Source organism: Bosea sp. PAMC 26642 (assembly GCF_001562255.1).
GTDB lineage: Bacteria > Pseudomonadota > Alphaproteobacteria > Rhizobiales > Beijerinckiaceae > Allobosea.
The window spans coordinates 209,246-235,384 of sequence record NZ_CP014301.1; the positions used below are offsets into that span (position 1 = coordinate 209,246).

Annotated in this window: 26 protein-coding genes; 13 read left to right on the top strand and 13 right to left on the bottom strand. The window is 66.9% G+C overall.

What is annotated here, in order from left to right:
* Positions 1 to 1,137, bottom strand: a complete 1,137-nt coding sequence (locus AXW83_RS00965; RefSeq protein WP_066609842.1) for a hypothetical protein — start codon at positions 1,135 to 1,137, stop codon at positions 1 to 3.
* 178 nt (positions 1,138 to 1,315) lie between these two features.
* Between AXW83_RS00965 and AXW83_RS00970 the strand changes: the two genes are divergently transcribed.
* Entirely contained in the window at positions 1,316 to 1,528 is a 213-nt protein-coding gene (locus AXW83_RS00970) for a hypothetical protein (protein ID WP_066609843.1), read from the top strand.
* A 35-nt stretch (positions 1,529 to 1,563) separates the two neighbouring features.
* A complete protein-coding gene (locus AXW83_RS00975; protein ID WP_066609845.1) occupies positions 1,564 to 2,343 on the top strand; it encodes a hypothetical protein in 780 nt (259 codons plus the stop codon).
* Here the strand turns inward: AXW83_RS00975 and AXW83_RS00980 are convergent, their stop codons facing one another.
* The 3 genes from AXW83_RS00980 to AXW83_RS00990 all read right to left on the bottom strand — a co-directional run bounded on the left by AXW83_RS00980 (position 2,344) and on the right by AXW83_RS00990 (position 5,849).
* Complete coding sequence (locus tag AXW83_RS00980) at positions 2,344 to 2,970, bottom strand: DUF1254 domain-containing protein (RefSeq protein ID WP_082766878.1); 627 nt, start codon at positions 2,968 to 2,970, stop codon at positions 2,344 to 2,346.
* Entirely contained in the window at positions 2,967 to 3,542 is a 576-nt protein-coding gene (locus tag AXW83_RS00985) for a DUF1214 domain-containing protein (protein WP_066609847.1), read from the bottom strand. The genes AXW83_RS00980 and AXW83_RS00985 overlap by 4 nt, the downstream gene beginning before the upstream one ends.
* A gap of 75 nt (positions 3,543 to 3,617) precedes the next feature.
* Positions 3,618 to 5,849: a transglycosylase domain-containing protein gene (locus AXW83_RS00990; RefSeq protein WP_066609851.1), complete on the bottom strand. Its 2,232-nt coding sequence runs from the start codon at positions 5,847 to 5,849 to the stop codon at positions 3,618 to 3,620.
* A 261-nt stretch (positions 5,850 to 6,110) separates the two neighbouring features.
* Between AXW83_RS00990 and AXW83_RS00995 the strand changes: the two genes are divergently transcribed.
* On the top strand, positions 6,111 to 6,599 hold the full coding sequence (locus AXW83_RS00995) for a YcgN family cysteine cluster protein (protein ID WP_066609853.1): 489 nt from the start codon (positions 6,111 to 6,113) through the stop codon (positions 6,597 to 6,599).
* 28 nt (positions 6,600 to 6,627) lie between these two features.
* Here AXW83_RS00995 and AXW83_RS01000 read toward each other — a convergent pair whose 3' ends face one another.
* Entirely contained in the window at positions 6,628 to 8,190 is a 1,563-nt protein-coding gene (locus AXW83_RS01000) for an ankyrin repeat domain-containing protein (protein WP_066609855.1), read from the bottom strand.
* Positions 8,191 to 8,519: 329 nt separating this feature from the next.
* On the opposite strand from AXW83_RS01000, the gene ppdK reads away from it, so the two are divergent.
* Positions 8,520 to 11,219: a pyruvate, phosphate dikinase gene (gene ppdK / locus AXW83_RS01005; protein WP_066619596.1), complete on the top strand. Its 2,700-nt coding sequence runs from the start codon at positions 8,520 to 8,522 to the stop codon at positions 11,217 to 11,219.
* Positions 11,220 to 11,300: 81 nt separating this feature from the next.
* Here the strand turns inward: ppdK and AXW83_RS01010 are convergent, their stop codons facing one another.
* A complete protein-coding gene (locus AXW83_RS01010) occupies positions 11,301 to 11,915 on the bottom strand; it encodes a TetR/AcrR family transcriptional regulator (RefSeq protein ID WP_066609857.1) in 615 nt (204 codons plus the stop codon).
* A gap of 185 nt (positions 11,916 to 12,100) precedes the next feature.
* On the opposite strand from AXW83_RS01010, the gene AXW83_RS01015 reads away from it, so the two are divergent.
* From AXW83_RS01015 to AXW83_RS01045, 7 genes are all read left to right on the top strand, one after another.
* Entirely contained in the window at positions 12,101 to 12,559 is a 459-nt protein-coding gene (locus AXW83_RS01015) for a (2Fe-2S)-binding protein (protein WP_066609859.1), read from the top strand.
* A 2-nt stretch (positions 12,560 to 12,561) separates the two neighbouring features.
* On the top strand, positions 12,562 to 14,739 hold the full coding sequence (locus AXW83_RS01020) for a xanthine dehydrogenase family protein molybdopterin-binding subunit (RefSeq protein WP_156639667.1): 2,178 nt from the start codon (positions 12,562 to 12,564) through the stop codon (positions 14,737 to 14,739).
* Positions 14,739 to 15,374 (top strand): Isoquinoline 1-oxidoreductase subunit, encoded by a 636-nt coding sequence (locus tag AXW83_RS01025; RefSeq protein WP_066609861.1) that lies wholly within the window; start codon positions 14,739 to 14,741, stop codon positions 15,372 to 15,374. The genes AXW83_RS01020 and AXW83_RS01025 overlap by 1 nt, the downstream gene beginning before the upstream one ends.
* 276 nt (positions 15,375 to 15,650) lie before the next feature.
* Entirely contained in the window at positions 15,651 to 15,860 is a 210-nt protein-coding gene (locus AXW83_RS01030; RefSeq protein ID WP_066609862.1) for a cold-shock protein, read from the top strand.
* A 179-nt stretch (positions 15,861 to 16,039) separates the two neighbouring features.
* Complete coding sequence (locus tag AXW83_RS01035) at positions 16,040 to 17,488, top strand: DEAD/DEAH box helicase (RefSeq protein ID WP_066609864.1); 1,449 nt, start codon at positions 16,040 to 16,042, stop codon at positions 17,486 to 17,488.
* Between the two features lie 83 nt (positions 17,489 to 17,571).
* Positions 17,572 to 17,844, top strand: a complete 273-nt coding sequence (gene infA, locus AXW83_RS01040; protein ID WP_066609866.1) for a translation initiation factor IF-1 — start codon at positions 17,572 to 17,574, stop codon at positions 17,842 to 17,844.
* 8 nt (positions 17,845 to 17,852) lie between these two features.
* Complete coding sequence (locus AXW83_RS01045; protein WP_066609867.1) at positions 17,853 to 18,122, top strand: hypothetical protein; 270 nt, start codon at positions 17,853 to 17,855, stop codon at positions 18,120 to 18,122.
* 254 nt (positions 18,123 to 18,376) lie between these two features.
* On the opposite strand, the gene AXW83_RS01050 is transcribed toward AXW83_RS01045, so the two are convergent.
* The 4 genes from AXW83_RS01050 to AXW83_RS01065 form a co-directional block, all read right to left on the bottom strand.
* Positions 18,377 to 18,955, bottom strand: coding sequence for a hypothetical protein (locus tag AXW83_RS01050; RefSeq protein WP_066609868.1), 579 nt, complete (start codon positions 18,953 to 18,955; stop codon positions 18,377 to 18,379).
* Between the two features lie 241 nt (positions 18,956 to 19,196).
* Positions 19,197 to 19,946 carry a hypothetical protein gene (locus AXW83_RS01055; protein ID WP_156639670.1) on the bottom strand — a complete coding sequence of 250 codons (750 nt, stop codon included), beginning with the start codon at positions 19,944 to 19,946 and terminating at the stop codon, positions 19,197 to 19,199.
* A gap of 3 nt (positions 19,947 to 19,949) precedes the next feature.
* The gene (locus tag AXW83_RS01060) at positions 19,950 to 20,516 is read right to left on the bottom strand and encodes a hypothetical protein (RefSeq protein WP_156639672.1); all 567 of its coding nucleotides are present in this window, start codon (positions 20,514 to 20,516) and stop codon (positions 19,950 to 19,952) included.
* Positions 20,517 to 20,618: 102 nt separating this feature from the next.
* On the bottom strand, positions 20,619 to 21,908 hold the full coding sequence (locus AXW83_RS01065) for a cell wall hydrolase (RefSeq protein ID WP_066609872.1): 1,290 nt from the start codon (positions 21,906 to 21,908) through the stop codon (positions 20,619 to 20,621).
* Between the two features lie 257 nt (positions 21,909 to 22,165).
* On the opposite strand from AXW83_RS01065, the gene AXW83_RS01070 reads away from it, so the two are divergent.
* Together AXW83_RS01070 and acuI are read left to right on the top strand one after the other, a co-directional pair.
* Positions 22,166 to 23,395, top strand: a complete 1,230-nt coding sequence (locus tag AXW83_RS01070; RefSeq protein ID WP_066609875.1) for an MFS transporter — start codon at positions 22,166 to 22,168, stop codon at positions 23,393 to 23,395.
* Between the two features lie 87 nt (positions 23,396 to 23,482).
* Positions 23,483 to 24,469 carry an acrylyl-CoA reductase (NADPH) gene (acuI, locus tag AXW83_RS01075; RefSeq protein ID WP_066609876.1) on the top strand — a complete coding sequence of 329 codons (987 nt, stop codon included), beginning with the start codon at positions 23,483 to 23,485 and terminating at the stop codon, positions 24,467 to 24,469.
* A gap of 3 nt (positions 24,470 to 24,472) precedes the next feature.
* Here acuI and AXW83_RS28125 read toward each other — a convergent pair whose 3' ends face one another.
* From AXW83_RS28125 to AXW83_RS01090, 3 genes are all read right to left on the bottom strand, one after another.
* A complete protein-coding gene (locus tag AXW83_RS28125) occupies positions 24,473 to 24,637 on the bottom strand; it encodes a helix-turn-helix domain-containing protein (protein ID WP_335339350.1) in 165 nt (54 codons plus the stop codon).
* A 116-nt stretch (positions 24,638 to 24,753) separates the two neighbouring features.
* The gene (locus AXW83_RS01085) at positions 24,754 to 25,101 is read right to left on the bottom strand and encodes a type II toxin-antitoxin system RelE/ParE family toxin (protein ID WP_066609879.1); all 348 of its coding nucleotides are present in this window, start codon (positions 25,099 to 25,101) and stop codon (positions 24,754 to 24,756) included.
* Positions 25,102 to 25,167: 66 nt separating this feature from the next.
* Positions 25,168 to 26,124 carry a LysR family transcriptional regulator gene (locus AXW83_RS01090; protein ID WP_335339333.1) on the bottom strand — a complete coding sequence of 319 codons (957 nt, stop codon included), beginning with the start codon at positions 26,122 to 26,124 and terminating at the stop codon, positions 25,168 to 25,170.
* Between the last annotated feature and the right edge of the window lie 15 nt (positions 26,125 to 26,139).

Here is a 26,139-nt window from a genome sequence, read left to right on the forward strand (position 1 = left end):
TCAGGGCGCGCTGCGCCGGAGGCCGAGCTTGCGCATCACGTCGCCGAGCAACGCCGGCGCTTCGGGCCGCGCCGCACCGGGCCGGGACGATGTCCCGCCTGGGGCCATCGCTGGCTGATGCGTGCTCCGCCGCATCGCAGGCGAGGCGCTGAGGCCGGCGACCTGCATGACGATGCTGTGCGCCACGGCCGGCCTCAGATCCCGCATCAACGCGACCAGCGCGAAAATGCGTTCGACCGAATGAGCCGCATCGTCGCCGAGCCGGATCAGGAAGCGCGTCGCGTCCTCGACGCGGACCCCGGCGGCGACCAGCGCCATCGCGGCGAGGTCTCGGCTGCGATCCTCCGCCATCGCCCTGGCCAATTCGGCATCCCCGCCGAGATGACCGGCGATGGCGCCGAACGCCCCGTCGCGATCGCTGCTGGCGAGCGCGAGCCAGCCGTCGAGGACGTCGCTCGGCGGCGCCGGCCGCCGCTCTGACGATCCGAGCGCCTCGATCGCGCCGACCGCCTCGATCATGGCGCGGCGGCGTTCCGGGCCGGCCAGCGGAAAAAGCGGAACGAGGTCGGAGCTGGCGATGTCTCGACGTGCGAGCAGTCCAGCGCCATAGGCGGCATCTCCGCTGCGCGCGCGAGCGATCAGCAGGTCGAGCGCTGCCGCGGGCATCGGCACTTCGGCATTGGCGATCAGGGCGAGGTCGATCGCCCGGTCGTCACGGCTGGCGAGCGCGAAGACGGCGGCGGGCGTCAGGTCGCCGCGCTCGGCGACGGCCAGCGCCGCCTCCGCCGCGCAGGATTCGGCCAGGATTTCCAGATCGGAGACGGAAAGCGGCATATCGTGCCGCAGCAGCGCCACCAGAACCTCGCCGCCGCGTGCTGCCAGCGCCTCGAGGATGGGCTGTGGGGTATGTCGCCAGCCGGCGAGCTTGCGCGCGAGAATGACGGCGGTCGGCTCGTCGATCGTGGGCACCAGAGCGACCGCCATCTCGCGGAAGGCGGCGATGTCGTCGGCCGGCGGATTGGGCATCGACATCAGGAGGTCCGCCTTTACCCGCAGCGAGACCTGGCTGAGATCGAGCCCGCCATCGCGCGCCAGGCGGGCGAGCTGGGCGAGTTCGGCTGCGATTCGCGATGGCATTCGGGCAACTCGTTTGAGGATTTCGACTCAAACGACAACATAATGCCCGAGGCTTTAAGATGACGTTAACCATGTCAGGCCCTGATGCAGGCAGGACAGCCGCAACCGCTACGCGCAAGCTCCGTATGGTCGATTGTCCTGCCGGGTCATCCTCTGGCGCCAGACAAGGAGGCGCATCATGTCCGACGTCATTCCTCTCGCGCCACGTTTGCGCGCCCAGGACCGCCCGTCGCCGGCCGTGGAGCCGGGCCGGGCCGCTGCGATCCTGTTCTTCACGGGCGTGCGTTATGAGCGCCAGCCCGAGACGCTCCCTGCCGCCAAGCGCGAGCGGGCCCCCAGGCGCGTCGCCAAGTCGGCCTCTCGCGGCAAGAGCGCCGGACAGCCGGTGTGAGCCGGCATTCGTCGCGACCGGCTCGCAGGCGAGCAGTGCCACGATCGGGGAGCGCCGTCCTTCTGCTTGGTCTTCTGGCGGGCTCTTGTACCGGCGATTTCGGCCGGCCGCGTCCCAGCGTCTGGAGTGACACCATCGCGCCGCAGATCGGCTTCTGGGCTGCGACCGCTCGCGGCGAGGCCGCCTCCCATTTCCGCATGACCGATGACGAAGATCAGATGCGCGATCGCGCCTGGCGCTTCGTGATGCCGGGCCACGAGCGCAGCTTCTTTCAAGGCGAGGTCTCCGCCCTTGCCTATGCCCGGATTCTTCCCGTCCAGGCGCAGTCGAACCAGGTGGCCGATTATCACAATGCCCTGGTCTCGGGCTCCTTCGCCTCGCAGGCCTCGCGCTATGCCAGGCTGGCGGAGGATGCCAATGCCGACCGGCTGCTGATCGCCCCCTTTCGCGCCAACGCGACGCGTGTTGTCTCCGCCGACCGGACCCGGTTGCGGGTGGCGGAAGGGTCTTCGCTCGTGCCGCCGGAGAAATACGATCCTGCCTTCGCGCGCGTCGTCGAGAACGAGGGCCTGATCCTGTGGGTCTGCGAGCGGGTCCGCTTCCGGATCGAAAGCTACCGCTATGCACTGGCCAATCTCGTCGTAGAGATGCCCTCCCATGAGGCGATCAGGGCCGAGCGTGGCATCATGGCGCTGGAGGCCGAGGCCGTCCCCTTGTGCAAATTGCCGCTGATCGGCGTGTTCGGAGGCGGCGCAGGCGGTGCAAAATCCGCTCCCGACCAAGGTGGCGGCAAGGCCGTGGTCTACAAGGGCTGATCAGTCCGCCGGGCCGCAGGCGACGCCGGTCGCGAGCGCCTCGGCATCGCTGCGGTCTGAGGGCAGCTTGGCCAGCACGCGGGCGACGATCAGGCCCTGGAGCGTATCGGAGACGACGCGCAACTCCCTGACCGTCTGACCCTCCTCGTCGCGCGCGACCCGCTCGTCGAGTTGCGCCTCCGTCATCACGACGAACTCGACCATACCGCGGATCGCGGCACGATCGGTGATGGCATAGATCACGCCGCCGCCGCGCCGGTGCAGCGTCAGGCCGAGCGGCAGGGCGCCGGCCCGCGCCATCACCCGCATCGGACCCGCTGTCAGGTCGTAGCCGCAGACGGCCGTCGCCACGGCGGGGTCGGCGTCCTGCATCACCGGCAGGCGTGCGCCCTGGGCCGAGACGAGCTCGGCCTTGCCATTGGCGCCGAGCATCGCATAGGCGCTGGCGGCGTCGCGCTGCGACAGCGGCGGGATCAGCAGGATCGTCAGGATGTGCACGATGCCGGCGAGAACGAGCCCGGCCAGCGTCGCCAGCAGCAGCCGCCGCGCAGCGAGAGCGATCCGCTGCCTCCAACCCAGGCCGTCGCTCGTGGCTGCGCTGCCCTGGGTCTGGTCGAGCGCGCTCATCGGCAGTCGCCTCGGGTGATCAGCGGCAGCGCGTCGGGCCGCAACTCGCCGGCATGGCTCGAGATCGGCGTGTCGTAGAGCCGCAGGCGGAACTGGAAGCGCCCGACGGGCGGCAGCGGCAGCCAGTTGCCACCCTGGGTCGTAGCGGCAGCTGCGATCCGGATGCTGCCGGATTCGTCGCGCACGATCTCCGCATCGCTGAAACCGCTTCGTGCCAGCGGGAGGCTGAACGGGCGCCCGTCCAGGTCGGTGACGCTCAGCGTCCAGCCGCGGGTCGGCGGCGTCGCGCCGGTGACGAGATAGCGGCACTGACCGTCGAGCGGCCGGCCGGCATCGTCGCGGTCGGCGATCAGTTCGAGCCCTTCACCCGCGCCAAGAGGCAGATGCACGCCGCGCGCGAGATGGGCGCGCATATAGGGGTCGATCTCGCGCCCGCCGCTGCGCGGCCAGGCCGTCCACGCGCCGATCTCGACCTTGCCGAAGACGGGCCGCCCGGCGACGGCGTAATGCGCTGATGCGAAGCCGAGCGTCGCGCCGATCGCCAGGACGTAGGAAAGGGTGAGGACACGCACGGGATCGAGGTCTTCCAGACGGTCGGGCAGCCGAGCGCGGGAGTTGACCCAGCCCGCCCCCTGCCGTCAACCGGCTCAGCGGATCCGAGTGCCGCTGTCGGTGCTCGAGACCTCGCGGATGCCGACCTGAAGCGGCCGACCCGCTGCCCTTGCCGGCTCGATCGTCTTGAACATAGCGCCGACGGCCGAGAGCACCTCGAAGGACTGGCGCGGCATATGGCCTGCGCCCGCTCCCGTCTGCGCGGCGGTCGTCGGGGTCGCCGGCGTGCTGGTCTTCGCGACCGTCGATGCTTTGGGATCGGCCGGCGAGACGCCCGGGATCGGCTTGAGCTCGATGCCCTGATGGGCGAACTGCATGATCTCCTTCCAGGTCATGGCCGGCAGCGAACCGCCGGTCATATTCGCGGTCTCCGACGAATCGTCGTTGCCGAACCAGACCGCACCGACGAGGTTGCCGGAGAAGCCGACATACCAGGCGTCCTTGTAGCCATTGGTCGTGCCGGTCTTGCCGGCCGTGATCACGCCCTCCAGAGCGGCCCTGCGGCCGGTGCCTTCGGTGGGTACCTTGGAGAGCATGAAGTTCATGTCCTGCGCGACCTGCGTGCTCAGCACCTGGCGCGGCTCCGGCTCGTCACGGTCGTGACGATAGATCTCCTCGCCATGCGAGTTGCGGATTTCGATCGCGGCATAGGGCGCGGCGCGCTTTCCGCCATTGGCGAACACGGCGTAGCCCGCCGCCATGTCCATCACGGTGACCTCAGCCGCGCCGATCGGCAGCGAGACGGTGTCCGTCAGCGGCGTGTTGAGGCCCATGGCGCGTGCCGTCTCGACGATCTTCATGCGGCCGATGCGGGCAGCGCGAGCATCATGCGTCTCGCCGGCCGCCTTGCCGATCGCGATCGACATCTGCACGGGGATCGTATTGATCGACTTCGCCAGCGCGACCGTCAGCGGCATCGAGCCGGCATAGGAGCGCCCGTAGTTGTTGGGGCACCAGTTGCCGATGCAGACCGGACGGTCGGTGACGATCGTGTTGGGTCGGTAGAGCCCCGCCGAGAGCGCCGCCGCATAGACGAATGGCTTGAACGACGAACCCGGCTGCCGCAGGCTCGCCGTCGCCCGATTGAACTGGCTCGCGCCGTAGTCACGCCCGCCGACGAGCGCACGCACCGCGCCATCGGGATCGAGCACCGCGGTCGCAGCCTGCTTGGCGCGGTAGGTCGGGCCATGCTGGCGCAGCACCGATTCGATCGCCTCGTCGGCGCGGTGCTGGATTGCCGGATCGTGCGGCGTCTTCACCGTCAGCACGCGCTCGGGCCCGATCTTGCCGTCGATCGCGAGCTGGCGAACCTCGTCGAAGGCCCAGTCGAGATAATAGTCGGGGCTGGCATCGCGGCGCCGGTCGATCGGGGTCGCCGGGTTGCGCCTGGCGCTGTCGATCTGGCCTGCGGTCATGAAACCGGCATCGACCATCGCGCTCAGCACGTCGTTGGCGCGGGCGCGGGCGGCGGGCAGGTTGACATGCGGCGCGTATTTCGTCGGCGCCTTGAACAGGCCCGCCAGCATCGCCGCCTCCGCGAGCGAGACGTCCTTCACCGACTTTCCGAAATAGTAGTCGGCCGCCGCAGCCACGCCGAAGGTTCCTCCGCCCATATAGGCGCGGTCGAGATACAGCTTCAGGATCTGGTTCTTGGTCAGCCGGTACTCCAACCAGATCGCCAGGAACGCTTCCTTGATCTTACGGTCGAGCGAGCGCTCGTTGGTGAGAAACAGGTTCTTCGCGAGTTGCTGCGTCAGCGAGGAGCCGCCCTGCACCACGCCCGATGCCCGCGCATTGACGGTGATGGCCCGGAACGTGCCGAAGATGTCGATGCCGAAATGCTCGTAGAAGCGCCGGTCCTCGGTCGCCAGCACGGCCTTGATCAGGTGGTCGGGCATTTCCTCGAGCTTGAGCGAATCGTCGTGGCGCGCGCCGCGATGCCCGATCTCGGAGCCGTAGCGGTCGAGGAAGGTCACGGCGAAGACCTGGTTTTTGAGTGCGTCCTCGCGGCCCTCCTGGAAGGCGGGGATCGCGAGCATGAGCAGGACGATCGAGCCGGCGATGCCGATATTCAGCCCCTCGCTGGCGAACTCGGCCGCCAGGCGCTTGCCTCCGGTCACGGTGAAGCGGTCGCCGAAGCTGCGGATGCGCTCGTGGACATCGCCAGCGCGCCGGCCGGCGCCCCACAGGCCGGCATCGACCCATGAGTCGAAGGCCAGCGCGAAGCGCTTCAGCCTGGTCGTCCAGCGGGCCTTCTTGAACTCCATCGCCCTGTGGCGCTCCAAATGACAGCTGCCGTCTCAACCCGCCACGCCGCCAGGTCCCTGTCTGGACCAGTGGACTCGCCACGTCTCAATAAGCGTTTCGCGCCCGCTGCGGAAGCGGAGCCTTGCATCCTCACAGCATAATGAAAGCCAGTCGTGAACGTATCCTTCCGGGACGCTCGACAAGGTGTAATCCGGCCTCCACGCACCCGATGCGCGCCTTCGCCGCTTTCCTCCCCGGGACCAAGGGCGCATAAGGGGCCGATGACCGACGCCATGCCCAATTCCGTGCCATTCTGGCGCACGATCACACTTGAGGAAATGTCGCCCCGCCAGTGGGAATCGCTGTGCGACGGCTGCGGCCGCTGCTGCCTGATCAAGCTGGAAGACGACGATACCGGGGCCATCCTGGCGACCGATATCGGCTGCCGCCTGTTCGACGCGGGCACGTGCCGCTGCAAGGATTACGAACAGCGCTCGACGACCGTGCCCGATTGCGTGACGCTGACGCCCGAGGCGGTGCGCACGCTGCGCTGGCTGCCGCCGACTTGCGCCTACCGGCTCGTGGCCGAAGGGTCGGACCTGCCCTGGTGGCATCCGCTCGTCTCCGGCGATCCGCAGACCGTTGTTCAGGCCGGCATCTCGGTGAAGGGCCGCGTCTTCGCCAGCGAGGACGAGGTCGCCGAAGAGGACCTGCCCGAGCGCATCGTCAACTGGCCGCTGCGCTGGCCGAAGGCGGCGAAAGCGCGCTGAGCGCACCCTCGCCCTGTCTTCGGGACAATTACCCGTCGGCGATCTCCGGCTCCTCCACGCGCTCGCCTTCGAGCAGATCGCTGACCTCTTCCGAGAAAGCATACCTCCCGAAGGCCTCCATCGGCACGCCGTAAGCGAGCAGGGCGGCCGCGCAGCCGGCATGATCACGCGGGGCATTGTCGCCGAGATCGTCCGCCTGCGACGCGAAGGAGAGCGTGCCCAGCGCGTTGTCGCCATAGCCATGCTGCGTGCGCCAATCCGCGCCGTGTTCAAGCAACAGCCGCGTCATCATCGCGTCACCGGAGAAGATAGCGAGGTTCAGCGCCGTGGCCTGCCAGCCCTCCTTGACCTCGCGCGGCCAGCCGAGCGCCAGCATCGTCCTGACGGCCTCCAGCCGGCCGATCGCGGCGAGTTGCGGCATGGCCTTGAGCTGCGCCTCGCTCAGACGCGAGAGCATGTCCGGGGCAGCTCGCAGCATTGCTTTCGCCGCTGCCTCATCGCCGCGCGCACAGGCGGCAACGAACGCCTCGTCGGGGTTCAAGAGATCGATAACGCCGCGCTCGCGCAGCAGCGCCATCACGTCTTCGCGGCCGAAGCGGCTGGCGAAAGCGTAGACGCTCGTCCCGGACCGGTCGCGTGCCGAAAGATCCGCGCCGGCCTCGACCAATGCGCGGATATGGGCGAGCGAGCGCCCCCGCAGCATGGCGTGATGCAGCCAATGCGTCTCGACGGGTTCTTCGCGCCGCGCCAGCAGCAGTTGCAGCGCCTCGGGCCGGTCGTAGTCGAGCGAGCGCGCTACGGCGTTCGTCCCCGCCACGCGGGCGCCCGCCGCGAGCAACAGCCGGGTGCAGGACAGGTCCTCGCTTTCGACTGAATGATAGAGCGATTCATTGTCGTTGGGGTCAGCGCCGGCATCAAGCAGGAGCCGCGTCATGCCGGCGTGATGCGTCCGTCCGGCGGCACCGTACAGCACCGAGAGCGGGTTGTCCGGAAAGCGCGGATCGGTCCAGCGGCCGTCGACATCCGCGCCATGGGCGATCAGCAGCCGCGCGCTCGCCAGCAGCCTGTCCTCGAACTCCGGCTCGCGGATCAGTGCGGACGAGGTTACGGCGGCGAGCGGCGGCATCGCGAAGGGTCCGCCGGGCCGGTTGGCGAAAGCCGGATCGGCCGCGAGCGCGCGTTCGAGGCGGGCGACATCGCCGACCGGACAGGCGAGCCAGAGATCGCCTGCGACCAGCGCGGGCTCGGCGTGCAGCATCCTGAGCGCTAGTGCGCGCTCGCGCGCCTGGCCCTCGAAGACGCAGCGCAGCCAGCGCGACAGCCGCTCGGTGGCGGCGCTGCGAGCCCATTCGACATAGCGCTTGAGCTCGGTCCAGGAGCGGAAGCCATGTTCGCGCGCGACGACGGACTGCGCATCGTGAAGCCGCAGCGGGTACTGCGCCAGAGCCGGCAGTGAGAGACCGCGCGCCGCCGGCAGGCTCGCGGCGAAGCGGCCGAGCGCTTCGCTCGTGCCGGCGTGGGTGTCACGCAGCAGGCGCTTGGCCTGCTTGCGCAGATGATCGAGATTCGGGAATGCGGGAAGTTCTGACATGGTGCCTCCAGTGCATGAGGCCGAAGACCCGCAATCGGCTGCACAAGGAGCAGACGCATCGACGTTGTGGTGTTCGAGCAGGCTGAGCCTTTTCCGCGGGTCCGGAGGCGTCTCGTCCCGCCTGAACAGCAGGATATTCGCAGCCGCGTCGCGCTTCAAGTCGCTGTCAATCCCGCGGCAGGCACGCTAGCGGCAACGCTCGCTCATTGATTGTTCGCGCGCTTTTCGGCATGACCGGCTCGCGCGCGGGCTTACCGATGTGCAAGCGAAACCATATCGGTCGCCAGCGCGTTCTGATCGCCTGGTCGTATCTGGGGAAGGCTGTGACGATGGCTGGTGGCAAGATTGCGGACGGCAACTGGGTCTACACCTTCGGTGACGGCAAGGCGCAGGGCGATGCGGGCATGAAGAATCTGCTCGGCGGCAAGGGTGCGAACCTCGCCGAGATGAGCAATCTCGGCCTGCCCGTGCCTCCGGGCTTCACCATCACCACAGAGGTCTGCACCTGGTACTACGACAACGGCAAGAATTTCCCGCCCGAGCTCGAAGCCCAGTCCAAGGCCGCGCTCGCCGAGATGGCGACGCTGACCGGCAAGGTCTTCGGCGATCCTGCCAACCCGCTTCTGGTCTCGGTGCGTTCGGGCGCGCGCGCCTCGATGCCCGGCATGATGGACACCGTCCTCAATCTCGGCCTCAACGACGTCACCGTCGAGGCCGTCGCCAAGGCTTCGGGCGACGCCCGCTTCGCCTGGGACAGCTATCGCCGCTTCATCACGATGTATTCCAACGTCGTCCTCGACGTCGACCACGGCCATTTCGAGGAGGCACTCGAGGACTTCAAGGAGCGCAAAGGCCACCATCTCGACACCGATCTCTCGGCCGATGACTGGAAGGTGCTGGTCGGCAAGTACAAGGACATCGTGAAGAAGGCGCTCGGCTCGGAGTTCCCGCAGGAGCCCGAAGCCCAGCTCTGGGGCGCGGTCGGCGCGGTCTTCTCGTCCTGGATGAATGCACGCGCGATCAAGTATCGCGAACTGAACGGCATCCCCGCGGCCTGGGGCACGGCGGTCAACGTCCAGTCGATGGTGTTCGGCAATATGGGGGAGACCTCGGCCACCGGCGTCGCCTTCACCCGCAATCCCTCGACCGGCGAGAACGCGCTCTATGGCGAGTTCCTGATCAATGCCCAGGGCGAGGACGTCGTCGCCGGCATCCGCACGCCGCAGGACATCACCGAGATCGCCCGCAAGGAGGCGGGTTCCGACAAGCCCTCGATGGAACGCGAGATGCCGGAGGCCTATGCCGAGCTTGTCCGCATCTACGGCATCCTCGAGAAGCACTATCGCGACATGCAGGACATGGAGTTCACCATCCAGGAGGGCAAGCTCTGGATGCTGCAGACCCGGTCCGGCAAGCGCACTGCCAAGGCAGCGCTGCGGATCGCAGTCGAGCTCGCCAAGGAAGGCCTGATCACAGAGGAGGAGGCGGTCGGCCGCGTCGAGCCGGGCGCGCTCGACCAGCTGCTCCACCCAATGATCGACCCCAAGGCAGAGCGCCGCATCCTGACCACGGGCCTGCCGGCCTCGCCCGGCGCTGCCGCCGGCGAGATCGTCTTCAATTCCGACGATGCCGAGGCGGCAAAAAAGGCCGGTCGCAAGGTCATTCTCGTGCGCGTCGAGACCTCTCCTGAAGATATTCACGGAATGCACGCCGCCGAGGGCATCCTGACCACGCGCGGCGGCATGACCTCGCACGCAGCCGTGGTGGCGCGCGGCATGGGCAAGCCCTGTGTCTCGGGAGCGGGCCAGATCCGCGTCGACTATGCCAAGGGCACGATGACGGTCGGCTCGACCACGCTGAAGGCCGGCGATTTCATCACGATCGACGGCGCCCTCGGCCAGGTCATGCTCGGCGAGATCAAGATGCAGCAGCCCGAACTCTCGGGCGAATTCGGTACGCTGATGGGCTGGGCCGACAAGGTTCGTCGCCTCAAGGTCCGCGCCAATGCCGAGACACCCGACGACGCCCGCACCGCGCGCGAGTTCGGCGCCGAGGGCATCGGGCTCTGCCGCACCGAGCACATGTTCTTCGACGAGGACCGCATCCAGCCGATGCGCGAGATGATCCTCGCACACGACGATGCCGGCCGCCGCACCGCGCTGGCCAAGCTGCTGCCGATGCAGCGCCAGGATTTCGTCCAGCTCTTCACCATCATGCAGGGGCTGCCGGTCACCATTCGCCTGCTCGATCCGCCGCTGCACGAATTCCTGCCGCATGGCGAGGCCGAGATCGCCGCCGTCGCAAAAGCGCTCGGCGTCACTCCCGAGGCACTGAAGCACCGCGCCGCCGAACTGCACGAGTTCAACCCGATGCTCGGCTTCCGCGGCGTGCGGCTGGCGATCGCCTATCCCGAGATCGCCGAAATGCAGGCGCGCGCCATCTTCGAGGCGGCTGTGATCGCTGCAAAGGAGACGGGCAAGCCGGTGATTCCGGAGGTGATGATCCCGCTCGTCATGGGCGTGCCGGAGTTCGATCTGGTCAAGGCCCGCATCGACGCGATGGCCAAGGCCGTGACGGCTGAGAGCAAGGTCGAGCTGACCTATCAGGTCGGCACCATGATCGAGCTGCCGCGCGCCTGCCTGAGAGCGGAGGAAATCGCAAAGAGCGCCGAATTCTTCTCCTTCGGCACCAACGATCTGACGCAGACGACCCTCGGCATTAGCCGCGACGATGCCGGCTCGTTCCTCGGCTCCTATACGTCGAAGGGCATCCTCGCCAACGACCCCTTCGTCACCATCGACCAGGAGGGCGTCGGCGAGCTTGTGAAGATCGCCGCCGAGCGCGGCCGCAAGGCCCGCCCCGACATCAAGCTGGGCATCTGCGGCGAACATGGCGGCGATCCCGCCTCGATCGGCTTCTGCGAGAGCGTCGGCCTCGACTACGTCTCTTGCTCGCCCTTCCGGGTCCCGATCGCACGGCTGGCCGCCGCTCAGGCGGCGCTGGGTGCGGTGCGGGCCAAGGAAGGCTGAGACACTGTTTGGAATTGAGCCCTCATCCTGATGAGCCGAAGAGGCGGACAGGCACAGATCGAAACGCGAAAGGTGCGTGCGCTACCGCCTCGCCACCGCCTGCGCCGCAAGCGCCGCGGCCTGGCGCAGCCTGGCCTCATAGGTCTCCAGCGAGGGCTGCTGGCCCATCTTGGCGCCGATGGCGGCCTGCGCCAGCGTCTCGACGATCGTACCGGGTTCGAGCGACCCCAGTGTAATCTGGCCGGCCGCCGCAGCATCCGTCAGCAGCGCCGTCGCGTTCGTGGTGAAGATGCCCTCGAACGCCTGGAGTTCGCGCGCCGCGATGCTGGCCATCAGGGCCTTGAGTTCCAGCAGATGCTCGCCATCGCCGAAGGCTGCATAGCCGGTCCCGAAATGGGCCAGCATCAGTGCTGAAAGCTTGTCCGGAAAGGGCAGAGGCTGCCCCATGACGGCCTCGCAGCGCGCCGCGACCTGTGCCGCGAAGCGCGCGATCATCGCCCGGAAGACATCGTCCTTGCCCTTGAAATGCAGGTAGATCGTCGCTTTGGCGAGGCCTGCGTCCCGCGCGATGTCCTCCATCGAGCTGCGCTTGAAGCCATAGCGTGCAAAACGCCGCAGCGCCGCGTCGGCGATCTGCTCGATGCGGGTCCTGGCTTCGTCCGGCGGGGCCGGGGCACATTCTCGTGAGCCGCTCATTCTTACTCTTGACGAATTCCAGACTCTGAGCGACCATACCAATTAGACTGGATTTATCCAAATAGTCTAAATCGGTCAGCCACAACGGCTGCCGCTGCACAACGCTAGGCCGGAAAGGGTTCGCAGATAACCCCGCACCGCAGCGTCGTTCCGCTTTTACACCGCATTTCATCCGCGAGGCAGCCATGGCTCACACGCTCACCATCAATGGACGCTCGCACAGCGTCGATGTCGATGACGACACGCCCCTGCTCTGGGCGATCCGGGACAATCTCGGCCTGACCGGCACCAAGTTCGGCTGCGGCGTTGCCCAATGCGGCGCCTGCACGGTCTGGATCGACGGCCAGCCCGTGCGCTCCTGTGTCACGCCGGTCTCGGCCGTCGAAGGCAAGGTCACCACGATCGAGGCGCTTTCCGGCAAGGAAGCCGATGCCGTCCAGGCCGCCTGGGACAAGATCGACGTACCGCAATGCGGCTATTGCCAGTCCGGCCAGGTGATGAGCGCGGTCGCCCTGCTGAAGGAGAACCCCAAGCCCAGCGACCGCGACATCGATCTCGCGATGAACGGCAACATCTGCCGCTGCGCTACCTATGCCCGCATCCGCACGGCGATCCACGCCGCCGCCCGCACGCTGGAGGGTTGAGCATGACCGCCCACGATCTCGCCCTTTCGCGCCGCTCGCTCCTGTCAGGGGCCGGCGCGCTCATCATCGGGTTGCATTTGCCCAAGGCCGCCCGCGCCCAGTCCGGCGCGGCACAGGCCTTCCGCCCAGGCGGAGCGGCCGCCTTTGCGCCGAACGCCTTCATCCGCGTCGCGGCCGACCACAGCATCACCGTTCTCGTCAAGCATATCGAGTTCGGACAGGGACCCTTCACCGGGCTGGCGACGCTCGTGGCCGAGGAGATGGATGCCGATTGGGGCCAGATGCGCGCCGAGCACGCGCCCGCCGACGTCAAGCTCTACGCCAATCTCGCCTTCGGCGTGCAGGGCACGGGCGGCTCGACCGCCATGGCGAATTCCTTCGAGCAGATTCGCAAAGCGGCCGCGACCGCCCGCGCCATGCTGGTCCAGGCTGCGGCGCAGGCCTGGAAGGTGCCAGCGGGCGATATCACGATCGAGGCTGGCGTGCTGAAGCACGTTTCGGGCAAGCAGGGCCGCTTCGGAGAATTCGCCGAGGCAGCCGCAAAACTCCCTGTCCCGACTGACGCGCCGCTGAAGCAGCCCTCGCAGTTCCGCCTGATCGGCAAGGAAGGCGCCGTGAAGCGCCTCGACAGCGCCGACAAGGCCCGCGGCAAGACGCAGTTCACCATCGACATCAGCGCGCCGAACATGCTGACGGTCGTCGTCGCCCGCGCTCCGCGCTTCGGCGGCAAGGTCGCGAGCTTCGACGCGGCGGAGGCGCTCAAGGTCAGGGGCGTCGTCGACGTCAAGCAGATCGGCTCGGGCGTCGCCGTCTATGCGCAGGGCATGTGGCCCGCGATCAAGGGCCGCGAGGCGCTGAAGGTCGTCTGGGACGAGAGCGAGGCCGAGAAGCGCGGCAGCACTGAGCTCGTCGCCGAATATCGCGCGCTCGCCCGCACGCCGGGCACCGTCGCCGGTCGCCATGGCGATGCCGAGGCGGTCCTTGCCAAGGCCGAGCGGGTGATCGAGGCCGAATACGTCTTTCCCTATTTGGCGCATGCGCCGATGGAGCCGCTCGACGGCTATCTCGAATGGAATGCCGATGGCGCGCTCGCCCGCTTCGGCAGCCAGTTCCAGACCACGGAGCACATGACCATCGCGACGGTGCTGGGCCTGCCGCCGGAGAAGGTCCAGCTCGAGACCATGCTGGCCGGCGGATCCTTCGGCCGGCGCGCGCAGGTGAGCCAGCATTTGGCAGCCGAACTGGCCATGTGCGCCAAGGCGATCGGCCCCAACCGCCCGGTCAAGCTTGTCTGGACCCGCGAGGACGACCTGACCGGCGGCTATTATCGCCCGCTCTTCGTCCACCGCCTGCGCGGTGCCGTGAAGGACGGCAAGATCACCGCCTGGACCAACAGCATCGTCGGCCAGTCCTTCTTCCTCGGCACGCCCTTCGAGGCGATGACGGTGAAGAACGGCGTCGATGCGACCATGGTCGAGGGCGCCAACGAGCTGCCCTACGAGGTCGCGGATTTCCGCTGCGAGGTTCACACGGCCAAGGTCGGCGTACCCACCTTGTGGTGGCGCTCGGTCGGCCACACCCACACCGCCTATGCGGTGGAGTGTTTCGTCGATGAGCTGCTCCAGGCCGCAGGGCAGGACCCGGTCGCAGGCCGTCTTGCCATGATGGGCAAGGAGCCGCGGCTGGTCGGCGTGCTGAAGGCCGTCGCCGAGCTGGCGAAATGGACAGGCCCCGACGCCGGCAACGGCCGGGCGCGCGGCGTCGCCGTGGCGGAGAGCTTCGGCTCCTTCGTCGCCCAGATCGCCGAGGTTTCGGTGGGCGATGGCGGCGAGCCCAGGGTCCACAAGGTCTGGTGCGCGATCGACTGCGGCATCGCCGTCAATCCCGACATCATCCGTGCGCAGATGGAAGGCGGCATCGGCTTTGGCCTCGGCCATGCGCTCTATGGCGAACTCACCCTCGACAAGGGCAAGCCGGTCCAGACCAATTTCGACAGCTACCGCTCGCTGCGCATCCACGAGATGCCGGAGGTCGAGGTCAGGATCATCGCCTCGACCGAAAAGCCGACAGGCGTGGGCGAGCCCGGCGTGCCGCCGATCGGCCCTGCCGTCGCCAACGCGCTGGCGCGGCTCGGCCAGGGTCGCCCGCGTCAACTGCCGATGGTCGGGGGGATGGTCTGATGCGATATTCGATGCTTCTTGCCGCCGTGGCGGGGCTTGGCCTCGCGCTCGGCGGGACGGCCCTTACGGTCGCCCAGACGACGGCGGTGCCGTCCGTGGCCCTGCCTGCCGCGGGCACGCTGCGGCCGGTTGAGAGCTTCCAGTCCATCGCCCAGCGCGAAGCGCGTTCGGCGGCGATCTTCACCGAAATGGGCAAGGTCCTGCAGCATCCCCGCTGCGTGAATTGCCATCCCGCGACCGAGCGTCCGCGCCAGACCGATGCGCAGCGCCCGCACCAGCCGCTCGTCGTGCGCGGCAAGGATGGGCACGGGGCGCCCGGCATGGCCTGCACCACCTGCCACGGCAAGGAGAACTTCGATCCCGCTCGCGTCCCCGGCGATGGTCACTGGGCGCTGGCTCCCGCCTCCATGGCCTGGGAGGGCAAGACGCTCGGCCAGATCTGCGAGCAGATGAAGGACCCTAACCGCAACGGCAGCCGCGACATGGCCGCGCTGATCAAGCATGTCGCCGAGGACACGCTCGTCGGCTGGGCCTGGCGCCCGGGACCGGGCCGCCAACCCGCGCCCGGGACGCAGGACCAGTTCGGCATGCTCTTCAAGGCCTGGGCCGAGACGGGGGCGGTCTGCCCGCGCTGAGGCTTGCTAGCGAAAAGACGAGGCGGCGGGTTTCAAAGAGCCTGCCGCCTCTCGCCTTTTGACCGCCCGCTGGACCCGCGTTGCAAATTATGCTAGCCCAACCCACGTAAGACGAGATGCGGCCGGGTTCTGGCCATTCCTCCGCGCGGGCTCACCCGGTCGGCGGTCACGATTCAGATCCACCACACATCGACTACACGACCATGGCGAGGCGTCCGCGCGTCGAGCCATGGGTCTCATCGAATGCGCGGATCTGAAACGTAAGGACTACCTTCCATGGATAAGGGCACCGTCAAGTGGTTCAACGCCACCAAGGGCTACGGTTTCATCACGCCGTCTAACGGCGGCCAGGACATCTTCGTCCACATCAGCGCCGTCGAGCGCGCCGGCCTGCGCGAGCTGGTCGAAGGCCAGGTCGTCTCCTACGAGATGGTCGCCGATCGCAAGACCGGCAAGTCCTCGGCCGGCAACCTCGCCATCGCCTGAGCAACAGCTATCGGCCAGGCCGGCCTTGCGCCGGCCTGGTTCACCAAAGACACCTTCCGGCGCTGTGGCTTAGCGGTTCGCCGGCAGGACAGATCCAATAGTCAAGGCCGGACGCAATCCGGCGGCACAGCCGATACCCACATGTGCCCCTTGCGTCGCGGCGTCCGGAAAGACCTGTTTTGACTCAATTTACCGACCTCGGCCTGGCCGAGCAGCTTCTCAAGGCGCTCGCCTCCGAAGGTTACACCACGCCCACGCCGATCCAGGCCCAGGCGATTCCCCCGATCCTCCAGGGCCGCGACCTTCTCGGCGCCGCCCAGACCGGCACCGGCAAGACGGCCGCCTTCGCGCTGCCGCTGATCCAGCGCCTGCTGACGCAGCCGCGCCGCATGGAAACGCGCTCGGTTCGTGCGCTGATCCTGTCGCCGACCCGTGAGCTCGCCGCGCAGATCGAGACCTCGATCCGCGCCTATGCCCAGTTCACCACGATCAAGTCGACCGTCGTCTTCGGCGGCGTCCCCGTCGGCAAGCAGATCCGCGCGCTCGGCCAGCATGTCGATATCCTCGTCGCCACGCCCGGCCGCCTGCTCGATCTCGTCGATCAGCGCGCCGTCTCGCTGCGCGAGATCGAATACCTCGTCCTGGACGAGGCTGACCAGATGCTCGATCTCGGCTTCGTTCATGCGCTGCGCCGGATCGCCACGCTGATCCCCAAGAAGCGCCAGACGCTGCTGTTCTCGGCGACGATGCCCAAGCCGATCCGCGAGATCGCCTCGGCCTATCTGACCGATCCCGTCGAGGTCTCGGTCGCGCCCGTCGCGACCACCGCAGAGAAGATCGACCAGCGCGTCATCTTCACCCAGCCCGGTGAGAAGCCGGCTCTGCTGGCGAAGACCCTGAGCGGTCCTGACATGGAGCGCGCCATCGTCTTCACCCGCACCAAGCACGGCGCCGACAAGGTCGTCCGCCAGCTCGAGGTGTCCGGCATCAAGTCCGCGGCGATCCACGGCAACAAGAGCCAGGGCCAGCGCGAGCGGGCGCTCGGCGCCTTCCGTGACGGCGAATTGCGCATTCTGGTCGCGACCGACATCGCCGCGCGCGGCATCGATGTCGACGGTATCAGCCACGTCGTGCAGTTCGACTTGCCCAACGTCGCCGAGACCTATGTCCACCGCATCGGCCGCACCGCGCGCGCCGGCGCCTCGGGCATGGCGATCGCCTTCTGCACACCCGAAGAACGCGGCGATCTCGCCGCGATCGAGAAGCTGACCCGCATCGCCATCACGCCGATGGGCGAGGTGCCGTATTGGGATGGCCGCACACCGAAGAAGCCGCCCCAGAACCAGGGTCGCGGCGGACGCGGCGGTGGTCAGGGCGCCGGTGGCGGGCGCGATCACGGCCGGCCCGGCGGCGGCCAGCGTCAGGGCGCCAAGCCCCAGCATGCCGGCGGCGGCCGCAGCGAGGCACCCCGCAGTGAGGCGCCGCGCAACGACCGTCCGGCGCGCACCGAGCAGCCCGCCCAGCGAAAAGACGGGGGTTCCGCCAAGGAAGGGCTTGGCGGCGTCGCCTTCTTGCAGCAAAGAACAGATCAACGACGCACCGGCGGCGCCCGGCGTCGCGCGAACTGACGCGCGACCAGCTTGAGTTGGATCGGATCGACGCCCAGGGGCCGATCCGATCCCGGCGCCCATGGAAGACGAAGGACTAAAGAATGGCGAAGGAAGAACTGCTCGAATTCGACGGCACGGTGGTCGAAGTGCTGCCGGACGGCAATTACCGGGTCAAGCTCGACAATGAGCACGTGATCCTGGCCTATGCCGCGGGCAAGATGAAGAAGAACCGCATCCGCACCATCGCCGGCGACCGCGTCGTCGTCGAGATGTCGCCCTATGATCTCGATCGCGGCCGCATCAACTTCCGCCAGAAGACGGCCGGCCCCGGCCCCGGCGGCCCACCGCGAAACCAGAACTTCCGTCGGCGCTGATCGGCGCGATGCGCTTTTCGCGGGTCGAACTGGTCTTCATTGCCTTCGGCGCCGGGCTCGGAGCCGTCGTCGCTTATCTCTCGAAGGCGGGCCTGGTCGCGACATCGCAGGCCTTCCCGCCTTTCGTCTTCGTACTGCTGGGACTCGGCCTCGCCGAGATCGTCGCGGGCCTAGCCCTGCGCAGCCCGCCGGGCTCCCTCATCGCCATGCCGGCGCGATTGCTCGCCTTCGCCATAGGCGTCGGCGTGCTGGCGCTGCTGGCGGGTGGGCTGGCCTGATCCGGCTGCGGTCCCCGCGCGCCCGTCACCGTCCACGCCCATTACCAAAACACCGCGTCATCCCGGACAAGCCGCGTAGCGGCGCCGATCCGGGATCCATCATAGGGCACCGTCCTGCCCTACGATGGATCCCGGGTCTGCGCTGCGCTTGCCTGGGATGACGGCAGCGTCAGACCTTGCCCCATAAAAAAACCCCGGCCTGAGCCGGGGGTTTGAAGTGGTCGTGTCCGTGGTCGATAGGGTCTGCCTGTAACTCAGTATCCGGCTCGGGCCCAATGCCGGGAAGCCGGTGTCATAAGGACCTGGCGCTGGCGGGTCTCGTAGGTCGCGGGAATGGTCTCGTGCACCACCTGCGTGGCACTGACCATCACCTTGCGCTGGCGTTGGGTGTAGACGGCCGGGATCGTCTCGTAGGAGACGCTGGCCGGCGAAATCTCGACGGTGCGCTGCACATGGGCATAGCGCGCCGGGGTCTCGACCCAGCAGCCGACGGTGCGGCCATGGGCGTCGCGGGTCACCTCCCAGCGCCTGCCGCCGGCCGAGACCATCACCGTCTCGGAAACAGTGCCGTATTGCGCCGGCTGGTGGCGCGGAATCTGGCGCTCGGGATGGAGCATCACCTGTTCGCTGACATATTCGTAGCGGGCCGGCACGATCCGGGCCTCGGTCTGCTCCGGTCGGGTCATGACCGTCTCCGCGACAGAGCCGTAGACCGGCGGCGTCGAGACCAGATTGTAGCAGGCCGAACCCCGGCAACCGCCGGCGATGGCGGCCTGCGAGCCCAGCAGCATGACTGCCGTGAGGGCCGAAGCGGAGAGAACCTTGCGCATCATTTGGACCGGACCTGCCTTGCGGCGTCGTCGCGCCGCTTGTGGAGATCAGCAAGCCCGCCCGGCGTGATGAACGCAAGGTAAACGCCCAAACAAGGTAAAATTAACCAGTTTGAGGCGGGCGGCGGCGTTTAGGTGTGTTGAGGAGGGGTGAAGGCAATGGTTCGAATGCGAGGGAATAGTGCTTGGGGAGTATCCCCAACTCGGGCAGCCCCGGTCGCTCTTGCTTATTCAAGCGATAACATCACGCTGCCCTCGCATATTGGATAAAGGTCTCGCTGGTCGCACCTATCTCTAGGATGTGCGACACGTCGCCTAGCATGTTGGCCTTGCTGCTAATCTTCGCAAGCGAACTGACAACCGAATTCAGCGAGGGCGCGTCTGCCACCCTCACCAGATCCGAAAACATCAGGAACTTGTTCGCGACAGCGTTCGCGTGGTCGCCAACAAACTCGAAAACGGCTCTTTTCCCGTTCAACACGACGATATTATGAGCTTCCCAAGCCGCATCGCGTCCCATGATTTCTTGCTTGCGAGCAACGTTCTGGCGGCCGAAGATGTCGCTTACCCGATCAAAAACAGCGCTGTTTGCGTGTCGCTCTTTGGACTCTGAGGCACGTAGTAGCGCCCGGCCAACCGCGCCTGTGGATGCATTGGCAACAGAGATAATCGCCCCCTCAATCCGGTCGAGCGGCGCGGATGCGGCGAAGACGCTAGCGCCGTCGTAGCCGACGCCAAACCAATCAGCGGTATCCTTCGCGGCTTTATCAAAGAAGTCAGAAGCGCCCGACATCTCGGCCTCGCGCATGCCTAGGGCGCAATCGGACACAAAGCATCTATCGCCGGATACTGAAATATGGACGGCCGCCAGCGCCCCGCTTGGGTAGGAGACAGGCACGCTCACAACGCTGGCCTCGCCAAACTCTCGCACGGAGACAAGCCGCGAAACTGCTGTCGCGATAGCATTTTTGAGAGGGCGTGTATCCGTGATCATTTTTTAGACACCCAAATCCCACTGCGCGCCTGACGGGGGAATGGCCTCAGGATTGATCAGGCGGATTCTACCACAGACGTAGGATAACGCAGCATCATATGTCTGGAAGTCGGGCTCGATCCGGCGCGCAGCGTGAACGCCAGGTTCCAAGACGCGGCGCTCAACTGCGGTCACATGATCCCTGCATGTGTGTTCGTGCGTGTCTCCAGGCAAGAAAACTAGTCCCTGAATTTCCGGTGGCGTTGGCAGCCCAAGGCCGTTGCTGTGACCGCTGATAGGATGCCATTCAAGGCGATAGAGAACTAAGCACGTTTTCTGCCCCGGCTGGTCACACTCCAATTGGAACGTGGCCACGTCAGGGAAGGTTGGGAATACTGAGATCCGAAATTTAAGCCCGCGCGGCATCGCCTGCGCGATGCGCAAGCGGCGCTCGAAAAACATGACTGGGTAGCTGCCTGCGCGATTTTTCTTAGGCTGCCATCCCGCTCCGGCGGCCAGCTCTTTGTCAGAATCCAGATAGAAAACCGCTTCATCAAGTTCCAGCGCCATCGCGCCTACAGAACCACGCATTTTATCGGAATGCGAGTCAGGGCGGCCTTCACTGCCTAACTTGCGTCAAGGGGATAACCGCCCTCTAAAAAAAGCGGCCAGTTACCATCTGACCGTCTGCCCTCAAGTCTGCCCAGGCCGTAGCTTGTAAAAAACGTGCTGCCCGATCGTATCCATCTTCTTCAGCTTCTTCGCCCAGTACGGCCTTACATATTGCGCGTGGTAATGCGTCGAGGCGCCGACCTCGGGCATGTAGGTCGTGCCCTCATAGACCTCGCGGGCGATGCGGACCGCGTCGCGCCAGGGCGCCGGCTCGGTGATACGCAGCGACTTGCCCTCGCAGGTGAAGGTGAACTGGCAGGCAAGGTAGCGGTTGCTGTTCTGGTAGACGACGCCGCAGACGCTGTCGGGATAGAGCCCGCTCTTGACCCGGTTGAGCACCACCTGCGCCACGGCGGCGCGGCCCTCGTCCGATTCCGAGCGCGCCTCGAAATAGACCGCCTCGGCGAGGCAGCGCTGCTGGCGCGCCATGTCGGCGGTGGCGATCAGAGAGGTGTAGATCTCGCGCTCGCCGGTATCGCCCTTGGCGATTCGGCTGCCCGCAGCCGGCGCCTTGGCTGTCAGGCTCGACCGGCCGCTGCCGAGAGCCGGGGCCGGCGTCGTCGGCGGCGCCAGCGTCGCGACGTCGTAATGCACCGAAGGCGTCGATGAGGCGCGTGCCGAAACCGTCGGAACCGAAGGCGTCGAGCCGTCGATGCTCTCCAGATGCAGTTCCGCGTGGCGCGGCGAGGTGATCGGCGCCTTGGGCGAATGCGGTGAGGCGTCCGACAGCGCGGGGTCGGTCAGGCCTTCGTCATTGGAATAGGGTTCGAAGCCGATTTGCGGCCCGACGATGCCTTCCGCCTCGCGCTGGGCGTCGAGTGAAAAACCGGCCGAGATCAGACCCGGCTGCGTATCGCCGAACACGACCTGTTCGAGTTCGCGCGGCGGCGGGCGGCTGGTGATCGTCGGCCGCAGGGCCGGCAGCGGGTCGCCCTTGCCCGTGCGGTCGACCTCCGGGAAGCCCGAGGCGCTGCGCTTCATGTCCTCTCGCGGCTGGCGCGGATCGATCGCGATGCGCCGCTCGGGCGTGTCGAAGGAGAGATGCGCCTGCCGGATCGCCGAGGAGAGCGAGAGGCCGGGCAGCCGGAAGGCGCTGCTCGCGACCAGCATCGAAGGGCCTTCCTCCAGCTCGGAAGCGAAGGCGGGCGCCGCGCGCTGCACCACGGAGGACGGCATCCTGTCGCCGCCGTCGGTTTGGCCGGCGGAGGCCGTGAAGGAGACCAGCAGCCCGGCTGAGAGAGCCCAGGGCGCAACCGTCGCGACGGCCCATTTCAGCCCGACCGACCCGATCCGCCTCGTACGTCTGCGCAAACGCAAATGACTCAACGCCCACTCGCTCGTCTGGAGCCCACGGCGCCGGAAGGCGGCGATTGCGCACCTTTCCAGCGAATCCGTTATCACTGCGGTAGGGTTGAGGCCGGGTTAATGCACGATCTGTCGGTTGTCCCGTTCCGGGCTTGCCCATGCGTGTCCGTGATATGAAACCTCACGAAAAGGCGCTGTCGCAGCGCGGACGGGGGCGCTATCGTGCAGCCACACGACGATCACGGAACCTTCGGAGACTGCCCATGAGTGCCGCCCCCGTGCGCAGCTATGCTCCGGAGATCGTCGTTGTCTCCGGCTGCCTCATCGCGCTGATCACCTTCGGCCCGCGCGCCAGCGCCGGCCTGTTCCAGATCCCGATGACCACAGAATTCGGCTGGGGCCGCGACACCTTCAGCCTCGCCATCGCTATCCAGAATCTGCTCTGGGGACTCGGCGCGCCGTTCGCCGGCGCGGTCGCCGACCGGTTCGGCACGGTTCGGGTGCTCTGCTTCGGCGCCTTGCTCTATGCGCTCGGCCTCGTCGTCATGGGCTTGGCCTCGACGCCGCTGACGATGTATCTGGGCGCCGGCGTCATGATCGGCTTCGGGCTGTCGGCCTGCTCGTTCAATCTGGTGCTCGCCGCCTTCGGCAAGCTCCTGCCTGAATCCTGGCGGCCAATGGCCTTCGGCGCCGGCACGGCGGCGGGTTCCTTCGGCCAGTTCCTGTTCCCGCCGATCGGCAACATTCTGATCGAACAGATCGGCTGGCATCAGGCGCTGTATGTCTTCGCCGCTTCGGTGCTGCTGGTCATGCCGTTCGCGGTGATGTTGGCGACGCGCAAATCGGGGCAGGAGGTCGCCTCGGCTGCAAACCTGCCCAACCAGTCGATCGCGCAGGCGCTGTCGGAGGCGTTCAAGCACCGCTCCTATGTGCTTCTCGTGCTCGGCTTCTTCACCTGCGGTTTTCAGCTTGCCTTCATCACCGCGCATATGCCGGCCTATCTCAAGGATGTCGGCATGGCAGCCTGGGTCGGCGGCTGGACGCTCGCCGTCATCGGGCTAGCGAATGCGGTCGGCTCGCTCTGCTCCGGCTGGCTCTCGACGCGGATGCCAAAGCGCCATCTCCTGGCCTGGATTTATCTCGGCCGCTCGGTCGCGATCGCAGCCTTCATCCTGCTGCCGCCGAGCCCGACCACCGCGATCATGTTCGGCGCCGTCATCGGGCTGTTCTGGCTCTCGACCATCCCGCCGACCTCATCGCTCGTCATGTTGATGTTCGGGACGAAATACATGGCGATGCTCTACGGCTTCGCCTTCTTCTCGCATCAGGTCGGCGGCTTCCTCGGCGTCCTGCTCGGCGGCGTGCTCTACGAGGCGACCGGCTCCTACCAGATCGTCTGGTGGCTCTCGATCGCGCTCGGCATCGCCTCGGCGCTGATCAACCTGCCGATCGTCGAGAAGCCGGTGGAGCGGCCCGTGGCGCAGCCGGCCTGATCCGGGACGGGCGAAAGACGCACCGATCGCGGGGTTGCGCGCTGCCGGCGTCGCGTATCTCCTGAGCGCAAAGCACAGGAGATGCCCATGTCCACGTTCAAGGCCCTCGTTGCCACCAAGGGCGAGACCGGCCCCAACCTCGCCATCACCGATTTTGCCGAAGCCGACCTGATGGAAGGCGACGTCACCGTCCGCGTCACGCATTCGACGGTGAACTACAAGGACGGGCTCGCATTGACGGGCAAGGCCCCCGTGGTCCGGCGCTGGCCGATGATCCCCGGCATCGATTTCGCCGGCCGCGTCGAGACCTCCGAGCACCCCGATTTCAAGCCCGGCGACCTCGTCGTCCTCAATGGCTGGGGCACAGGCGAGACGCATCTGGGTGCCTATGCCCAGAAGTCGCGCGTCAAGGGCGACTGGCTGGTGCCTCTGCCGCCCGGCATGAATCCCGACGAGGCGATGGCGATCGGCACTGCCGGCTACACCGCCATGCTCTGCGTGCTGGCGCTGGAGAGGTACGGGCTGAAACCCGCCGACGGCCCGGTCGTGGTCACGGGCGCGGCCGGCGGCGTCGGCTCGGTGGCGATCGCGCTGCTGGCGAAGGCGGGCTGGCACGTCATCGCCTCGACCGGGCGCGCGGAGGAGGCGGATTACCTGAAAGGCCTCGGCGCCACCGAGATCATCGACCGCAACGAATTGTCCGCGCCTGGCCGCCCGCTCGGCAAGGAGCGCTGGATCGCCGGGGTTGATGCGGTCGGCTCGCACACGCTGGCGAACGTGCTCTCGATGACGAAATATGGAGGCGCCATCGCCGCCTGCGGGCTGGCGCAGGGCATGGACCTGCCGGCCTCGGTCGCGCCCTTCATCCTGCGCGGCGTCGCGCTGCTGGGCGTCGATTCGGTGATGTGCCCGAAACCGCGCCGGCTGGAAGCTTGGGCAAGGCTCGCGACCGACCTCGACCGCGAAAAGCTCGCGATCATGACCACGGCGGTCCCGCTCGACAGCGTCGTCGAGACCGGCAAGGCGATCGTCGAGGGCAAGGTGAGGGGGCGGGTGGTGGTGGAGATCGGGTGAGGATCAAACCAGCTTGAATTCGAAGCGCTTGCCGAGGACGGTTGCCGCCTTGCGTAGCGTTTCCAGGGTAACGTTGCCGTCCTTGGGATTGAGCAGCTTGTCGACCTGAGTGCGGCTCGTCTGCATCAGAGCGGCCATCCTGGTCTTGGTCAGATTCTGAGCCTTCATCGCTTCGGCGAACTGCCAAGCGATAACTTCCTTATCGATCGCGGCGCTGAACTCCTCATAGACACCTTCCTCTTTCAGAAAATCGTCCAGCGAAGAGCCTCGATACCAGGGCTTTGTCACGGATAGCTCTCCCGAGCCCGCTTCCGGGCCAGATCGAGTTCCGTTGCCGGTATTGCCTGCGACTTCTTGATGAAGCCGTGCAGTAGCAGAACCCGTTCCTGCCGAACGACGAACAAGAGGCGCGCGATCCGCCGGCTCGGCAAGTTTGACCTGATCTCCCATAGTCCTTCTCCCAAATTTCGGCACAGCGGCATGCCAACAGGCCAGCCTCTTTGCACGCGCAACAGATCATAACCAATGACGCGCCGATCCGCAGGCTCGATCTGTTTCAACCAGTCCCGGACCGGCTCACCACCGCCACGGGTCTGAAAGAAATCGACCGGCAAAACTTCAGTCCCCGCCATGGTGGCGATCCTATGAAAATGTATGAAATAAAGTACAGTCTGGCAAGTATGCGAATGCAGATAGCGCTATGACGGCGTGCCCTCGATCAGCCCCCGCTTCTTCGCCAGTTCGTTCCCGCAGAAATCCATGAACGCTCGCACGCGCGGCGCGTGGCGGATGTCGGGATGGGTCAGGATCCACAGCCCGGTCGAAAAATCCGGGTCGGGCTGCATCAGGCGGATCAGGCCCGGCCGCTGGTCGGCGATGAAGCAGGGCAGGGGGCCGATGCCGAGCCCCTGTTCCACGGCCTCGGTCAGGCCGAGCACGGCGGAACTGCGCAGAGCGATCCGCTCCGGCGCGACCCGGTCGCGGACATAGCGCGCCGCCTTGACGTAGCCGAGCTGGTCGCCGAGCGAGACCCAGTCGCGCTGGAACAGCGCCGACGGGTCGGCGGTCTCGGCGGGCGTCAACCCATCCTGGACCCGGCCGTAGATCGCCCATGTCAGGGTCGCCAGCCTCCGGCCGACCAGCGTCTCGCCCGGTGAATCGCTGGCCCGGATCGCGATATCGGCGTCGCGCTTCGACAGGTTGAGTGTCTGGCTGTCGATCACCACGTCGAGCCGAATCAGCGGATGCGCGTTGCGGAAGGCGGCGAAGATCGGCAGCAGCATGTTGAGGTAGAGCGTGTCGGTCGTCGTTACCCGGACCTCGCCCGAGGGCGCCACGTCGCGCCCGGCGAGCTTGCGGCCGAAGGCGGTGACGTCCTCCTCCATCCGGCCGGCCAGCGCGGTCATCTCGCTGCCGGCGACGGTCGCGACATAGCCGGTCTTGCGCCGCTCGAACAAGGGCAGGCCGAGTTGCTCCTCGATCTGCCCGAGCCGCCGGAACACCGTCGAATGGTTGACGCCGAGCGCTGCGGCCGCGCCCGTCAGCCCGTCATGATCGGAGATCGCCTTGATCAGGCGGAAATCGTCCCAGGCGAGATTGGCGTTCATCGGCGGCAGGGTCCCGTCGCGAAGCCCTATGCTCGCGCGCGCAGCCAAGCCGATATCTTGCGT

Excerpts from the sequence above, each read along its gene's own strand:
- AXW83_RS00965 (WP_066609842.1), bottom strand. The coding sequence starts at position 1,137 with ATGCCATCGCGAATCGCAGCCGAACTCGCCCAGCTCGCCCGCCTGGCG.
- AXW83_RS00970 (WP_066609843.1), top strand. The coding sequence starts at position 1,316 with ATGTCCGACGTCATTCCTCTCGCGCCACGTTTGCGCGCCCAGGACCGC.
- AXW83_RS00980 (WP_082766878.1), bottom strand. The coding sequence starts at position 2,970 with ATGAGCGCGCTCGACCAGACCCAGGGCAGCGCAGCCACGAGCGACGGC.
- AXW83_RS00990 (WP_066609851.1), bottom strand. The coding sequence starts at position 5,849 with ATGGAGTTCAAGAAGGCCCGCTGGACGACCAGGCTGAAGCGCTTCGCG.
- AXW83_RS00995 (WP_066609853.1), top strand. The coding sequence starts at position 6,111 with ATGACCGACGCCATGCCCAATTCCGTGCCATTCTGGCGCACGATCACA.
- AXW83_RS01000 (WP_066609855.1), bottom strand. The coding sequence starts at position 8,190 with ATGTCAGAACTTCCCGCATTCCCGAATCTCGATCATCTGCGCAAGCAG.
- ppdK (WP_066619596.1), top strand. The coding sequence starts at position 8,520 with ATGGCTGGTGGCAAGATTGCGGACGGCAACTGGGTCTACACCTTCGGT.
- AXW83_RS01010 (WP_066609857.1), bottom strand. The coding sequence starts at position 11,915 with ATGAGCGGCTCACGAGAATGTGCCCCGGCCCCGCCGGACGAAGCCAGG.
- AXW83_RS01015 (WP_066609859.1), top strand. The coding sequence starts at position 12,101 with ATGGCTCACACGCTCACCATCAATGGACGCTCGCACAGCGTCGATGTC.
- AXW83_RS01020 (WP_156639667.1), top strand. The coding sequence starts at position 12,562 with ATGACCGCCCACGATCTCGCCCTTTCGCGCCGCTCGCTCCTGTCAGGG.
- AXW83_RS01025 (WP_066609861.1), top strand. The coding sequence starts at position 14,739 with ATGCGATATTCGATGCTTCTTGCCGCCGTGGCGGGGCTTGGCCTCGCG.
- AXW83_RS01030 (WP_066609862.1), top strand. The coding sequence starts at position 15,651 with ATGGATAAGGGCACCGTCAAGTGGTTCAACGCCACCAAGGGCTACGGT.
- infA (WP_066609866.1), top strand. The coding sequence starts at position 17,572 with ATGGCGAAGGAAGAACTGCTCGAATTCGACGGCACGGTGGTCGAAGTG.
- AXW83_RS01045 (WP_066609867.1), top strand. The coding sequence starts at position 17,853 with ATGCGCTTTTCGCGGGTCGAACTGGTCTTCATTGCCTTCGGCGCCGGG.
- AXW83_RS01050 (WP_066609868.1), bottom strand. The coding sequence starts at position 18,955 with ATGATGCGCAAGGTTCTCTCCGCTTCGGCCCTCACGGCAGTCATGCTG.
- AXW83_RS01055 (WP_156639670.1), bottom strand. The coding sequence starts at position 19,946 with ATGATCACGGATACACGCCCTCTCAAAAATGCTATCGCGACAGCAGTT.
- AXW83_RS01060 (WP_156639672.1), bottom strand. The coding sequence starts at position 20,516 with ATGCGTGGTTCTGTAGGCGCGATGGCGCTGGAACTTGATGAAGCGGTT.
- AXW83_RS01070 (WP_066609875.1), top strand. The coding sequence starts at position 22,166 with ATGAGTGCCGCCCCCGTGCGCAGCTATGCTCCGGAGATCGTCGTTGTC.
- acuI (WP_066609876.1), top strand. The coding sequence starts at position 23,483 with ATGTCCACGTTCAAGGCCCTCGTTGCCACCAAGGGCGAGACCGGCCCC.
- AXW83_RS28125 (WP_335339350.1), bottom strand. The coding sequence starts at position 24,637 with ATGAAGGCTCAGAATCTGACCAAGACCAGGATGGCCGCTCTGATGCAG.
- AXW83_RS01085 (WP_066609879.1), bottom strand. The coding sequence starts at position 25,101 with ATGGCGGGGACTGAAGTTTTGCCGGTCGATTTCTTTCAGACCCGTGGC.